The sequence below is a fragment of the Paraburkholderia sp. JPY419 genome (genome assembly GCF_050435705.1).
Lineage (GTDB): Bacteria > Pseudomonadota > Gammaproteobacteria > Burkholderiales > Burkholderiaceae > Paraburkholderia > Paraburkholderia youngii.
Genome location: NZ_JBNDKV010000004.1, coordinates 1,858,706 through 1,871,725, shown reverse-complemented (window position 1 = coordinate 1,871,725; position 13,020 = coordinate 1,858,706). Strand labels below are relative to the sequence as shown.

At 63.6% G+C, this 13,020-nt stretch carries 8 protein-coding genes; 2 read left to right on the top strand and 6 right to left on the bottom strand.

The features are described from left to right. The first annotated feature begins 191 nt into the window (after positions 1-191). Both QFZ91_RS37050 and QFZ91_RS37045 read left to right on the top strand, forming a co-directional pair. Positions 192-2,462: a molybdopterin cofactor-binding domain-containing protein gene (locus QFZ91_RS37050; protein ID WP_429570309.1), complete on the top strand. Its 2,271-nt coding sequence runs from the start codon at positions 192-194 to the stop codon at positions 2,460-2,462. Positions 2,463-2,517: 55 nt separating this feature from the next. Then, a complete protein-coding gene (locus QFZ91_RS37045) occupies positions 2,518-2,979 on the top strand; it encodes a (2Fe-2S)-binding protein (RefSeq protein WP_368715440.1) in 462 nt (153 codons plus the stop codon). Positions 2,980-5,696: 2,717 nt separating this feature from the next. Here QFZ91_RS37045 and QFZ91_RS37040 read toward each other — a convergent pair. From QFZ91_RS37040 to QFZ91_RS37015, 6 genes are all read right to left on the bottom strand, one after another. Beyond that, positions 5,697-7,265, bottom strand: a complete 1,569-nt coding sequence (locus tag QFZ91_RS37040; RefSeq protein ID WP_429570308.1) for an efflux transporter outer membrane subunit — start codon at positions 7,263-7,265, stop codon at positions 5,697-5,699. Then, complete coding sequence (locus QFZ91_RS37035) at positions 7,262-8,272, bottom strand: efflux RND transporter periplasmic adaptor subunit (protein WP_429570307.1); 1,011 nt, start codon at positions 8,270-8,272, stop codon at positions 7,262-7,264. Before QFZ91_RS37035 ends, QFZ91_RS37040 begins: the two co-directional genes overlap by 4 nt. Beyond that, positions 8,269-8,478: a DUF1656 domain-containing protein gene (locus tag QFZ91_RS37030; protein WP_176123222.1), complete on the bottom strand. Its 210-nt coding sequence runs from the start codon at positions 8,476-8,478 to the stop codon at positions 8,269-8,271. Before QFZ91_RS37030 ends, QFZ91_RS37035 begins: the two co-directional genes overlap by 4 nt. A 69-nt stretch (positions 8,479-8,547) precedes the next feature. Beyond that, positions 8,548-10,650 (bottom strand): FUSC family protein, encoded by a 2,103-nt coding sequence (locus tag QFZ91_RS37025; RefSeq protein ID WP_429570306.1) that lies wholly within the window; start codon positions 10,648-10,650, stop codon positions 8,548-8,550. A gap of 6 nt (positions 10,651-10,656) precedes the next feature. After that, complete coding sequence (locus QFZ91_RS37020; protein ID WP_176378943.1) at positions 10,657-11,277, bottom strand: MarR family winged helix-turn-helix transcriptional regulator; 621 nt, start codon at positions 11,275-11,277, stop codon at positions 10,657-10,659. Positions 11,278-11,361: 84 nt separating this feature from the next. Beyond that, positions 11,362-13,020: an ATP-binding protein gene (locus tag QFZ91_RS37015; RefSeq protein ID WP_429570305.1), complete on the bottom strand. Its 1,659-nt coding sequence runs from the start codon at positions 13,018-13,020 to the stop codon at positions 11,362-11,364.

Below are 13,020 nucleotides of genomic sequence, written 5' to 3'. Positions count from 1 at the left end.
ATGAAACACCCCACGACTTTCCCCCGCCGCTTTCAGTCCCCGCCTTTCCACGCCGCACGGCCGCTTCAGGTTCACGCGCGCATTTAAGTCTCACGCTCGCCGATTCGTCTTATTACTATTCGCAGTCAAAGACGGGTGCATCAGCGCTGTCGCCGCTTTCCTATCATCGAGCCAGCCGAGCGAGTCATGCCATGTTGACGCGCAGAACCTTTCTGCTTGGCGGCGCCAGTGCGTTGGGCGGGCTGCTGGTCGGCTGGGGCGTGCTGCCGCCGCGCCAGCGCCTGATGACGTCGACGCCGCTGCCGACGCAAGGCACGCAGGTCGCGCTGAACGGCTGGGTCAAGATCGACACCGATAACCGTGTGACGATCATGGTGCCGAAGGCCGAGATGGGGCAGGGCATCCATACGGGGCTTGCGATGCTGCTCGCCGAAGAGCTCGACGCCGACTGGTCGCAGGTGCACGTCGAAGAGGCGCCGATCGACCGGATCTACAACGCGGTGCAGAGCATCGTCGACGATCTGCCGTTTCGCCCGGACGACGACAGCTATATCCGGCGCGGCACCGTGTGGATTACGAGCAAGGCGGTGCGTGAGATCGGCACGATGATGACGGGCGGCTCGTCGAGCATGAACGATCTCTGGACGCCGATGCGCGAGGCCGGCGCGTCGGCGCGCGTGATGCTGATCGGGGCGGCGGCCGAGCGCTGGGACGTGCCGGTCCGCGAATGCCGCGCGGAACAGGGCTACGTGCTGCATCCGCGGGGACATAAGGCGACGTTCGGCGAGTTGTCGTCGGTGGCCTCGGGCCAGCCGCTGCCGCGCAGCGTCGTCCTGAAGCAGCCCGCCGACTTCAAGCTGATCGGCCAGCCCGTACGGCGCATCGAAGCCGCGTCGAAAATCGACGGCGCGGCGCGCTTCGGCATCGACGTGCTGCCGAACGGCCTGGTCTATGCGAGCGTCGTGATGTGCCCGACGCTCGGCGGCACGGTCGCGCATTTCGACGCGACGCCCGCGCAAAAGATGCCGGGCTTCATCAAGGCGCTCGCCGTGCGGCCGTATGCGGGCGGCACCGGCGGCGTAGCCGTGATCGCGGACAATGCGTTTCACGCGATGAACGCGGTCGAGGCGATCAACGTGAGCTGGCATCACGGCGAGGCCGCGAAGCTGTCGAGCACGGAGGTGGATCGCCACCTCGTCGACGCGCTCGACCATACGGACGGTCACGTGTATTACGTCATCGGCAACGTCGACAACGCGATGAGCCGCGCGGCGCGCAAGATCGAAGCGGTCTATCACGCGCCCTACCTCGCGCATGGCGCGGTCGAGCCGCTGAACTGCACGGTGCAGGTCGCCGACGGCGCGGCGACCGTCTGGGTATCGACGCAAATGCCGCGGCTCGCGCGGCACCATGCGGCGAAAGTGCTCGACCTCGACGTCGATCTCGTCGATGTGCAGACGCAGTTGTTGGGCGGCGCGTTCGGCCGGCGCCTCGAACTCGATTTCGTCGCGCAGGCGGCGGCGATCGCGCGCGAGGCCGATGGCCGTCCGGTGCAGACCATCTGGTCGCGCCAGCAGGATTTCACGCACGACTTCTACCGGCCCGCGTGCGCGGCGTGGCTGCAGGCCGGCTTCGACGAACAGGGCAAGCTGGTCGCGTGGCACGCGAAGTCGGCGGGCCAGGCGATCGTGCCGGATGCGCTCGCGCGCTACTACGGCATGCCCCGCATTCCGATCGACAAGACCACCTGCGAAGGCGCGTTCGATCAACCCTACGAGTGGCCGGCCGCGCGCGTGTCGCACAAGATCGTCGAATTGCCGGTGCCGATCGGCTTCTGGCGCTCGGTCGGCCACTCGCATCAGGCCTTCTTCACCGAGAGCTTCACCGACGAAGCCGCCGCCGCGGCCGGCCAGGACCCGATCGCGTTTCGCGCGATGCTGCTCGCCCAGCATCCGCGTCATCTGGCGGTCCTGAAGCGTGTCGAGAAGTTATCGGACTGGGGACGTCCGCTCAAACCCGCCGCCGATGGCGCGCGCTGCGCGCGTGGCGTCGCGTTGCACGAGGCATTCGGCAGCGTCGTGGCGCAGGTCGCGGAGGTGTCGATCGGGGCGAACCGGCAGATTCGCGTGCATCGCGTGGTGTGCGTGATCGATTGCGGCTTACCGGTGAACCCGAACCTGATCCGTCAGCAGATGGAAGGCGGCATCGTGTTTGGGCTGTCGAGCGCGTTGCAGAACGAGATCACGATCGTCAACGGCCAGGTGCAGCAGCAGAACTTCGTGGACTTTCCGGTCGTGCGGATGAATGTGTGCCCGGCGATCGAAGTCGACATCATGCCGAGCCAACTGCATCCGCAAGGTGTCGGCGAGCCGGGCGTGCCGCCGATCGCGCCGGCGGTGGGCAATGCGGTGTTCGCGCTGACGGGGCAGCGTTTGCGGGCGCTGCCGTTGCGGCTTGCATGACGGACGGCGGACAGGCAACAGCTTGCGATGCAGCGTGGCGACTCAGGAGGCAGGCGTGGCGGTACTGAACATCAACGGACGCAGAGTGCTGGTCAATGCCGACCCGGACATGCCGCTGCTATGGGTACTGCGCTGCGATCTCGGCATGACCGGCACCAAGTTCGGCTGCGGCGTGGGCATCTGCGGCGCATGCACGATCAATCTCGATGATGCCGCGTGCCTCTCTTGCCAGACGCCGATGTCGAGCCTGCATACGCAGAAGATCACGACGATCGAGGGTTTGCAGGGACGCGAGGCGCAGGCGCTGAAGACCGCGTGGCTCGAACTCGATGTGGTGCAGTGCGGTTATTGCCAGAGCGCGCAATTGATGGCGGCTTGCGCGTTGCTGAAGCACAAGCCCGATCCGACCGATGCCGACATCGACGAGGCGATGACGCCCGTGGTGTGCCGTTGCGGCACGTATCCGCGGGTGCGGGCGGCGATACATCAGGCGGCGGCGAAGGCGCGCAAGAGCTGAGCCGCTGTTGCGGAGCGCCGCCCGCCCAACTCAACGCGCAAACATTTCGACCACCGTCACCACCGCGGTGAAGATACCGATGCATCCGCCCAATGTGACTACGCCCTGCATGAATGGCGACATACGAGACCCCGTAGTTGAAGTGGTGTCACGTATTTAACCGAAATGGAAAGCAAAAAGAAAAATAAATCGTAAGACGGCCGATCAAGGCGCTTTCGCAGTCGCGGCGCCTTGATCGGCCGTCTTACGATTTATTTTTGACAAGCTTTCTTTTTGCTTTCCATTTCGGTTTTAAATACGTGACACCACTTCAACTACGGGGTCTCGTATGTCGCCATTCATGCAGGGCGTAGTCACATTGGGCGGATGCATCGGTATCTTCACCGCTGGTGGTGACGGTGGTCGAAATGTTTGCGCGTTTGAGTTGGGCGGGCGGCGCTCCGCAACAGCGGCTCAGCTCTTGCGCGCCTTCGCCGCCGCCTGATGTATCGCCGCCCGCCCCAACTCAACGCGCAAAACATTTCGACCACCGTCACCACGCGGTGAAGATACCGATGCATCCGCCCAATGTGACTACGCCCTGCATGAATGGCGACATACGAGACCCGTAGTTGAAGTGGTGTCACGTATTTAACCGAAATGGAAAGCAAAAAGAAAGCTTGTCAAAAATAAATCGTAAGACGGCCGATCAAGGCGCCGCGACTGCGAAGCGCCTGATCGGCCGTCTTACGATTTATTTTTGACAAGCTTACTTTTTGCTTTCCATTTCGGTTAAATACGTGACACCACTTCAAACTACGGGGTCTCGTATGTCGCCATTCATGCAGGGCGTAGTCACATTGGGCGGATGCATCCGGTATCTTCACCGCGGTGGTGACGGTGAAGATACGATGCATCCGCCCAATGTGACTACGCCTGCATGAATGGCGACATACGAGACCCGTAGTTGAAGTGGTGTCACGTATTTAACCGAAATGGAAAGCAAAAAGAAAGTTGTCAAAAATAAATCGTAAGACGGCCGATCAAGGCGCTTTCGCAGTCGCGGCGCCTTGATCGGCACGTCTTACGATTTATTTTTGACAAGCTTTCTTTTTGCTTTCCATTTCGGTTAAATACGTGACACCACTTCAACTACGGGGTCTCGTATGTCGCCATTCATGCAGGGCGTAGTCACATTGGGCGGATGCATCGGTATCCTTCACCGTCACCACCGCGGTGAAGATACCGATGCATCCGCCCAATGTGACTACGCCCTGCATGAATGGCGACATACGAGACCCCGTAGTTGAAGTGGTGTCACGTATTTAACGAAATGGAAAGCAAAAGAAAGCTTGTCAAAAATAAATCGTAAGACGGCGATCAAGGCGCTTTCGCAGTCGCGGCGCCTTGATCGGCCGTCTTACGATTTATTTTTGACAAGCTTTCTTTTTGCTTTCCATTTCGGTTAAATACGTGACACCACTTCAACTACGGGGTCTCGTATGTCGCCATTCATGCAGGGCGTAGTCACATTGGGCGGATGCATCGGTATCTTCACCGCGGTGGTGACGGTGAAGATACCGATGCATCCGCCCAATGTGACTACGCCCTGCATGAATGGCGACATACGAGACCCCGTAGTTGAAGTGGTGTCACGTATTTAACCGAAATGAAAGCAAAAGAAAGCTTGTCAAAAATAAATCGTAAGACGGCGATCAAGGCGCCGCGACTGCGAAAGCGCCTTGATCGGCCGTCTTACGATTTATTTTTGACAAGCTTTCTTTTTGCTTTCCATTTCGGTTAAATACGTGACACCACTTCAACTACGGGGTCTCGTATGTCGCCATTCATGCAGGGCGTAGTCACATTGGGCGATGCATCGGTATCTTCACCGCTGGATGGTGACGGTGAAGATACCGATGCATCCGCCCCAATGTGACTACGCCCTGCATGAATGGCGACATACGAGACCCCGTAGTTGAAGTGGTGTCACGTATTTAACCGAAATGGAAAGCAAAAGAAAGCTTGTCAAAAATAAATCGTAAGACGGCGATCAAGGCGCCGCGACTGCGAAGCGCCTTGATCGGCCCGTCTTACGATTTATTTTTGACAAGCTTTCTTTTTGCTTTCCATTTCGGTTAAATACGTGACACCACTTCAACTACGGGGTCTCGTATGTCGCCCTTCATGCAGGGGCGTAGTCACATTGGGCGGATGCATCGGTATCTTCACGTCACCACCGCGGTGAAGATACCGATGCATCCGCCCAATGTGACTACGCCCTGCATGAATGGCGACATACGAGACCCCGTAGTTGAAGTGGTGTCACGTATTTAACCGAAATGGAAAGCAAAAAAAAGCTGTCAAAAATAAATCGTAAGACGGCCGATCAAGGCGCTTTCGCAGTCGCGGCGCCTTGATCGGCCGTCTTACGATTTATTTTGACAAGCTTTCTTTTTGCTTGCCATTCGGCTTAAATACGTGACACCACTTCAACTACGGGGTCTCGTATGTCGCCATTCATGCAGGGCGTAGTCACATTGGGCGGATGCATCGGTATCTTCACCGCGGTCGGTGACGCGTGAAGATACCGATGCATCCGCCCAATGTGACTACGCCCTGCATGAATGGCGACATACGAGACCCCGTAGTTGAAGTGGTGTCACGTATTTAACCGAAATGGAAAGCAAAAAGAAAGCTTGTCAAAAATAAATCGTAAGACGGCCGATCAAGGCCGATCAAGGCGCTTTCGCAGTCGCGGCGCCCGACGCTCCCGACTTCGCGCTCGGCTTGCCCGCCACAGGTGTTGCCTGCAACTGCGGCCGCGTTTCTCCCGGCGTGCTTTGCCCGCCGACCTCCCACCCGCCGCCCAGCGACAGGAACAGATTGACCTGATCGACCGCCACCTGGCCTTCCGCCGCCGCGAGCTGCGACTTCGCGGACGTCAGCGTGCGCGTCGCGTCGAGGTCGGCGATGAACGACTCGCGCCCCGCGCGATACAGCCGATGCGTTTCATCCGCCGATTGCGCGGCCGACTTCAGCGCCGCGCGCAGCGCTTCGGCGCGTGCGTAATCGGACGCGTAGGTCGCGAGGTTGGTCTCGGTTTCACGCAGAGCGCCCAGCACCACGCCGTCGAACTTCGCGAGCGCGACCTGGCTCGACGCTTCGGCTTCGCGGACCCGCTGCCGCGCGCCATTGGCCGGGAAGTTCCAGCTGATCAGCGGACCGAAGCCCCAACGCGCCGTCGGCTGAGTGGGAATGTCTTCCAGAATGCCGGTGAAGCCCGCCGACGCGCCGATGCTGATGCTCGGGTAAAGCGCGCCGGTCGCGACGCCGATGCGCGCCGTCGACGCCGCGAGCTGACGCTCGGCTTCGTGCACATCCGGGCGCCGCCGCAGCAGCCCGGCGCCGTCGCCGATCGGAATCGGCTGGTGGATTTGCGGCAGCCGGTCGCACGCGAGCACGGCCGGCGGTAACTGGGACGGTGACTGCGCCAGCAGCATTGCGAGCCGGTATTGCGCGATCTTGCGGCGTGCGGTGTAGCGCGGAATGTCGGCCGTCAGCGTCTCGACCTGGGTCTGGCCGCTCGTGACCGCGGTCTGGTTGCCGCGGCCCGCGTCGCGCAGACGGCGCGACAGATCCACGCGCTGCTTCTGCAACGCGAGCGATTGCTGCGCGATGTGCAATTCCTCCGCCGCCGAGCATTGTTCGACGTACGAGCGCACCACGTCCGCGACGACGGTGATGCGCGCGAGGTCGCCCGCGGCTTCCACGGCCTCGGTGTCCGCCGCCGCCGCTTCGACGCCGCGGCGCAGCTTGCCGAACAGATCGATTTCGTACGAGACGTTGATGCCCATGTCGCCCAGATTGGCGACCGGCAGTTTCTCGAACAGCAGGAATTGCTCGGCCGATTCCTGCGCGCGCTGGATCGCCACCGACGCGTTGCCCGAGAAGCCGCCCTGCGCCTGCGCCACGCCCAGCGCTTCGCGCGAGCGCGCGAGATTCGCGGCCGCGACGCGCAGATCGGTATTCGATTTCAACGCCAGTTCGACCAGACCGTTCAGCACCGGATCGTCGTACAGCTTCCACCAGACGGTCGGCGTATTGAGGTTCGACGTCAGCGTGGGATCGGCGCCCTCGATCGCTCCGGTGGCGAGCGGCGCATTGACGAGCGCCTGTTTCGGCAGCGTGTAGTTCGGCCCGACATTGATGCAGCCGTTCAGCGCGAAGGTGAGCGGCAATAACGGCAGCAGTGGCAGCAGCGGCAAGCGCGGCGCCAGCGAGGACAAGGTACGCACGAACTTCATTGCGACGCGCCCGATGCTGCGGTGGCCGTTGCCCCGGCCGACCCGGAGCCCACCGACGAACCCGGCGCCACCGGCGCAGCCGAAGCGGCGACCGAGCCAGATGCGCCGCCCGTGCCCGACACGGCTCGGGTCCTGACCGGCGACAGGTCACGCACCGACACCGTCGCGGTCCGCCCCGCGATCAGGCGAAAATCAGCGGGCACTTCATCGAGCGCGACGCGCACCGGAATGCGCTGCGCGAGCCGCACCCAGCTGAACGCCGGGTTCACGTTCGGCAGCAGATTGGCGCTTTGCGTGCGGTCGCGGTCTTCGATGCCGGCGACGATGCTCTGCACGTGCCCGCGCAGCGGCTTCGGCTCGCCCATCACGATGATGTCGACCCGCTGGCCGATGTCGATGCCGCGCAGCTTGGTCTCCTCGAAGTAGCCGTCGACGCGGAACGAATGCATGTCGACCACCGCGACCACCGCGCGGCCCGCCGCGACGAATTCGCCGGCGCGCGGCGCGCGGTCGTTCAGATAGCCGTCGACCGGGCTTTTGATCGTCGAACGTTCGAGGTTCAGCTTGGCGGTGTCGATCGCGACGTTCGCGTCGGCCAGCGCGGCTTCGCCCGCGTCGACGCGCGAACGGCTTTCTTCGAGCACTTCGGCGGCCACGAGATTGCCGAGCTGGCGGTTGCGCGCATATTCGCGGCGCGCCTGATCGAGCGTCGCGCGACGCTGCTGCGCGGTTGCCTCGGCCTGACGCAAGGCGAGCGTGTAGCGCGCCTGATCGATTCTGAACAGCACCTGGCCCTGCTTGACCTGCTGGTTGTCCATGACCTCGACCGACGAAATCAGTCCCGACACGTCGGGGGCGACCTGGATCACGTCGGCGCGTACGTGGCCGTCGCGGGTCCACGGCGCGAACAAGTAGTAGTTGACGAGTTTCCACAGCACGAATGCCGCGACCACCACGACGATCAGGGTCAGCAGGATCTGACCGACGGAGAACCAGGTTTTTTTCACGTTATTAGTCTGTGCGAAACGACGACGACAAGGCCCAGCACCAGCACATAGATGCCGAGATCGAAGACGGAGCGATGCCAGACGAAGCGGTAAAACCCGGCGTAATCGAGCACGGTGCGAATGCCGAGGTTGATCAGATACGCGATCAACATCAGGACCAGCACGGACGGTACGAACACGCCGAAGATATCGATTTCACCGATCATCGCGGGAGCTGGGAAAAGGGGGGACGGGGCGCGCCAGCGGGTACGAGCGGTGGCGCAAGAATGGGTACATCACGCGGCGGCCTCCGGTTCGGTCGGCGTTGGTTTCGTGAGGGTCGCCGGAAACAGCGAAAGACGCAAGCCGACCAGCGCGTGCAGCGCATCGCGCAACTGACGCGCCGAGGTTTGCGAGGTCTCGGTCGGCGCCGCGGCGTTGGCGAGCCCCTGCGCGGTGACGCGCGCGACGGCCACGTCGATCAACGACATCAGGCTGTCCGGTACCGGCTCGCGGTGGCGTCGAGCGACGCAGCTCTCGTAGTATGTACGCACTCCATCCAGCACATGCTCGATCGCGCCGGCCGCTTCGCCGCCGAGCTTGCGTGTGAGGCGGCGCAGATCGAGCGCGTTGAACGCGATGCGCAGGTCGCGGAAGCTCTCGATCGACGGATGGCGGTAATCGTCGGTGGCCGCGAGGCGCGGGATCAATTGCATCAACCGGTCGAGCATGCGCGCGGCGAGGTTGCGCGGATCTTCGATCGGCCGCGTGGATGCGGTCAGCGCGACGTCGGCCCAGCTCGAGCGCAACAGGCGCGCCGCGGCGAGCTCGGCGCCGAACGGGCGCGTCACGCGGGTCCACAGATAGGCGTAGAGCAGGCCGGAAAGGCCCGCGAGGTTGGCGTTCAGGAACGTCAGGAAGTTCGCGTCGTAAGCGTCCTGAATGCTGATGAAGGTGGCCGTGTTCACCGCGACCAGCACCGTCACCATGTTGAACTGCGGGCGTGGAATGAGCGTGCCGACCAGAATGAACGGCCCGGCGAACAGGATCACCAGCATCGCGAAGTCGTGCACCTGTGGCAGCACGACGAACAGATAGAGGCCCGCGGCCACGACGGCGACGCCCGTCGCGACGAAGAAGCGGAACACGAACGGCGCGGGCTCGTCGAGCGCGGCGAAGAAGCAGCAGGCCACTGCCGCCAGCGTGACCGCGCTCGCGCCGTCGTTCCAGCCCGAGCCGATCCACAGCGCGCACGCGAGCACCACGGCCGCGCCCGCCGACAGCGACGCGAACAGCATCATGCCGCGATCGTAGAAGCGCTCGGTGCCGCCGAGCCGCCAGTGACGGAAATGCGGCCGCCACGAACCTTCCTCGCGCGTGATGATGATGCGCAGCGAGCGGCAGTCCTGCCACACGTCGATCACTTGCCCCAGGCGCCACAGCGCATTCGACAGCAGCGCGCCGTCCCAATGCGCGAGCGCGGCGGCGGGCGGGCGCATCGCGGCGATGCGCGCGCGCAGCGCGTTGGCGGTTTCGTCCGCGTGATAGCCCTCGCTCGGCTCGGGCAGCGGTTGCTCGAACCAGTTGATGACGTCGTCGATCAGCGTCTGCAGCCCTTCGGGCCAGTGTTGCGGGCCGTTGTTGTAGAGCGCGAGCAGCGGATCGGCGAGCGACGACATGATCGGCAGCAGCAACTGCATGCGGCCGCGCAGTTCATGCGCGCGCGCGAGCACGTCGGGCCGCGTGTGGTCGTATGCGAGCTGGCTCAGCAGCAGTTCGAGACCGTTGATCGTGCTCGCGAGCCGTTGCCGCGCGCCGGAAATCGCCGAGCTTGCGATGCGGCCCGATAGCGTTTCGGTCGCGTAGAACGCGGCGTCGCGAAACCATGCGTCGGTGCGCTCGATGATCGTCGGCGCGAGCCGGCTCGGAAACACCGCGCTGCCGACGATGCTCGCGCAGACGATGCCGAGAATGATCTCCTCGGTCCGGCTCACGGCGAGATCGAACACGCCGGTCGGATTCGTCACCGATGGCAGCGCGATGATCGGCATCGTATAGGCGGCCAGCATGAACACGTAGCTGCGCGCGGTGCGGTCCGATACCGCGAGGTACAGCATCGTGCCGGTCCACGCTGCGACGATCACGCTGAACAGGTACGGCGATTCGACGAACGGCGGCACCAGCAGCACCGCGCCCGACGCGCCGAGCACCGTGCCAAGCGCACGATAGATCGCCTTCGAGCGGGTCGCGCCGACGAACGGGTTCGACACGATGTAGACGGTGGCCATCGCCCAGTACGGCCGCGGCAGTTCGAACGCGAGGCCGATGTAGAGCGCGAGCATGGCCGCGGCGAACGTCTTGACGGAGAACAGCCAGTCGCGGAGAGTGGGATAGACCATAAGCCGTTACGCGGAATCGGCGTTATGCGGCGCGCTGGCTCGCGCGCCGCGCCTGGTGGGCTTGCGCGCCTTGACGGTGCCGCGTGATTTGCCGGCCGGTTTCGCCGCGTTTTTGCCGCTCGTCCGTTTGACCTTGCGGGCAAGCGCCTCGCCTTTGGCCGGCTCGGGCTCGCCGCCGCCTGGTTCGGCACGTGCGGCGGCATCGGTCGTGAATGCGTCGAGCACGCGCAGCGCGGCTTCGAGATCGTCGCGCGATACACCTTTGAGCGCCTGCGCGCGCAGCGTGACCAGCTCTTCTTCCATCTTCGCGGTGACGGCGCGGCCTTCGTCGGTCAGGGCGACGGTCTTCGCGCGGCGGTCTTCGGGGTCTTCGTCACGGCGCATCAGGCCGGCCGCGCACAACTGGTCGAGCAGCCGCACGAGCGATGGCCCCTCGATGCCGATGTGATCGGCGAGCGTGACCTGACGCACCGCCGAGCCGAGCCGGCTTGCGGTCAGAAGCGGTGTCGCGCACGCTTCGGAGACGTTGAAGGCCGCGAGCACACCGTGACTCGTGCGCCGCCACTTTCTGGCGGCGACGACCAGCGTGCTGCTGACGGTGCGGCGCAAGGCATCGAGATTCGACATGGCCGGTATTGTATTTCCAAAATATTCGTTAGCAAACTATTGATTTGGAAATCGTGGCCGAAGCGGAGGAGTCTGCGGTGCGAATCACGCAACCAGCCCGATCCGCACCGTGCGCGCCAGATCGTCGAGCTGGAACGGCTTGCGCAGGATCGTGCAATGCTTGACTGCGAGATCGGAAATGTTCACGTCCGCATAACCGGTCGCGAGGATCACCGGAAGATCGGCACGCAGCTTGCGCGCCGCGGCGATCACGTCGATGCCGTTCATGCCCGGCATCGCGAAGTCGACCATCAGCAGATCGGGATGATCGTCGACGAGGCGGTCGAGGCCCGCCTGGCCGTCGGCGGCCTCGGTCACCGTATAGCCGAGCATGCGCAACGATTCAACGAGCATCGCGCGCACCTCGTTGTCGTCCTCGACCACGAGCACGTGCTTGTCGCCGGCTGCGTTCGCTTCCGCGTGGGACTCCGCTTCGTTGTGCGCGTGCACCCGCTCGCGCATCGGCAGCCAGATCTGCACCGTGGTGCCGGTGCCTTCTTCGCTGAAGATGCGCGCGGTGCCGCCCGCCTGCCTCGCGATGCCATACACCTGGCTCAGGCCGAGCCCCGTGCCCTTGCCGACAGGCTTGGTCGTGAAGAACGGATCGAACACGCGCGACAGGACGTCGGGCGGAATGCCTTCTCCGGTATCGGTGACTTCGATCACGACGTAGCGGCCTTGCTTCAGCGTCTGGTCGGGCGCATCGCGCAGGGTCACGTGAATGTCGAGGCGGCCGCCATCCGGCATCGCGTCGCGAGCGTTGATCGCGAGATTGAGCACCGCGAGCTCGAGCTGATTCGCGTCGGCCCGGGTCCACATTTCATTACGCTCGAAGTCGTTGTCATAGCGGATGCTGGAGCCGAGCGACACCGCGATGATGTCGCGCATGCCTTGCAGCAGCGCGACCACGTCGATCGCTTTCAGATTCGGGTTGCTGTTGCGCGAGAAGGTCAGCAGCTGGCCGGTCAGTTTCGCGCCGCGCTCGGTCGCACGTTTGACGGTGGCGGCCATGCCGCGCAGACGTTCGTCGCCGCTCACGCGCGCAATCAGTTCCGCGTTCACCATGATCACGTTCAGCAGATTGTTGAAGTCGTGCGCGATGCCGCCAGTCAGCTGGCCGAGCGCCTCCATCTTCTGCGATTGCACGAGCACGGCCTGCACCTTCGCGCGTTCGTGGATCTCGGCCATCAGCCGGTCGTTGGCTGACGCGAGTTCGTGCGTGCGCGCGGCGATGCGGCTTTCCAGCGAATCGTTCAGCTGCTCCAGCGCGTCCTGTGCCTCGATGCGCTCGGCAAGCAGCCGTCGCGATTCATATTGCCGCCCGCGGGCGCGTAACGATGACGCGACCGCGCGCCGCAAGGTTTCCGAATTGAGCGGACGTTCGAGCACGACGACGTTGCCGAGCCGTTCGAGTACTTCGAGCCCGCGCGTGGAGCGATGGCCGATGCTGCGCGCGGCGAGCAGGATGAACGGGAAGTCGGACCATGCGGGCTGGCGTTCGAGCCACGCAAAGAGGCCCGAGCCGTGGCCGTTCGCGAGCGCTTCCTCGGTGAGCAGCGCGGTGCCCGCGCCGGCGTCAAGCTCGCTGGTGAGCGCGTCGGCGTCGTCGCAGGTCACGCAGGCGCGTGCGTCGTTGTGCAGCACAGCGGCGATCACTTCGGCGTCGCGGCCGAACGGTGCGAGGATGAGGACGCGCTGCTCCAT

Excerpts from the sequence above, each read along its gene's own strand:
- QFZ91_RS37030 (WP_176123222.1), bottom strand. The coding sequence starts at position 8,478 with ATGATCGGTGAAATCGATATCTTCGGCGTGTTCGTACCGTCCGTGCTG.
- QFZ91_RS37025 (WP_429570306.1), bottom strand. The coding sequence starts at position 10,650 with ATGGTCTATCCCACTCTCCGCGACTGGCTGTTCTCCGTCAAGACGTTC.
- QFZ91_RS37050 (WP_429570309.1), top strand. The coding sequence starts at position 192 with ATGTTGACGCGCAGAACCTTTCTGCTTGGCGGCGCCAGTGCGTTGGGC.
- QFZ91_RS37040 (WP_429570308.1), bottom strand. The coding sequence starts at position 7,265 with ATGAAGTTCGTGCGTACCTTGTCCTCGCTGGCGCCGCGCTTGCCGCTG.
- QFZ91_RS37015 (WP_429570305.1), bottom strand. The coding sequence starts at position 13,020 with ATGGAGCAGCGCGTCCTCATCCTCGCACCGTTCGGCCGCGACGCCGAA.
- QFZ91_RS37020 (WP_176378943.1), bottom strand. The coding sequence starts at position 11,277 with ATGTCGAATCTCGATGCCTTGCGCCGCACCGTCAGCAGCACGCTGGTC.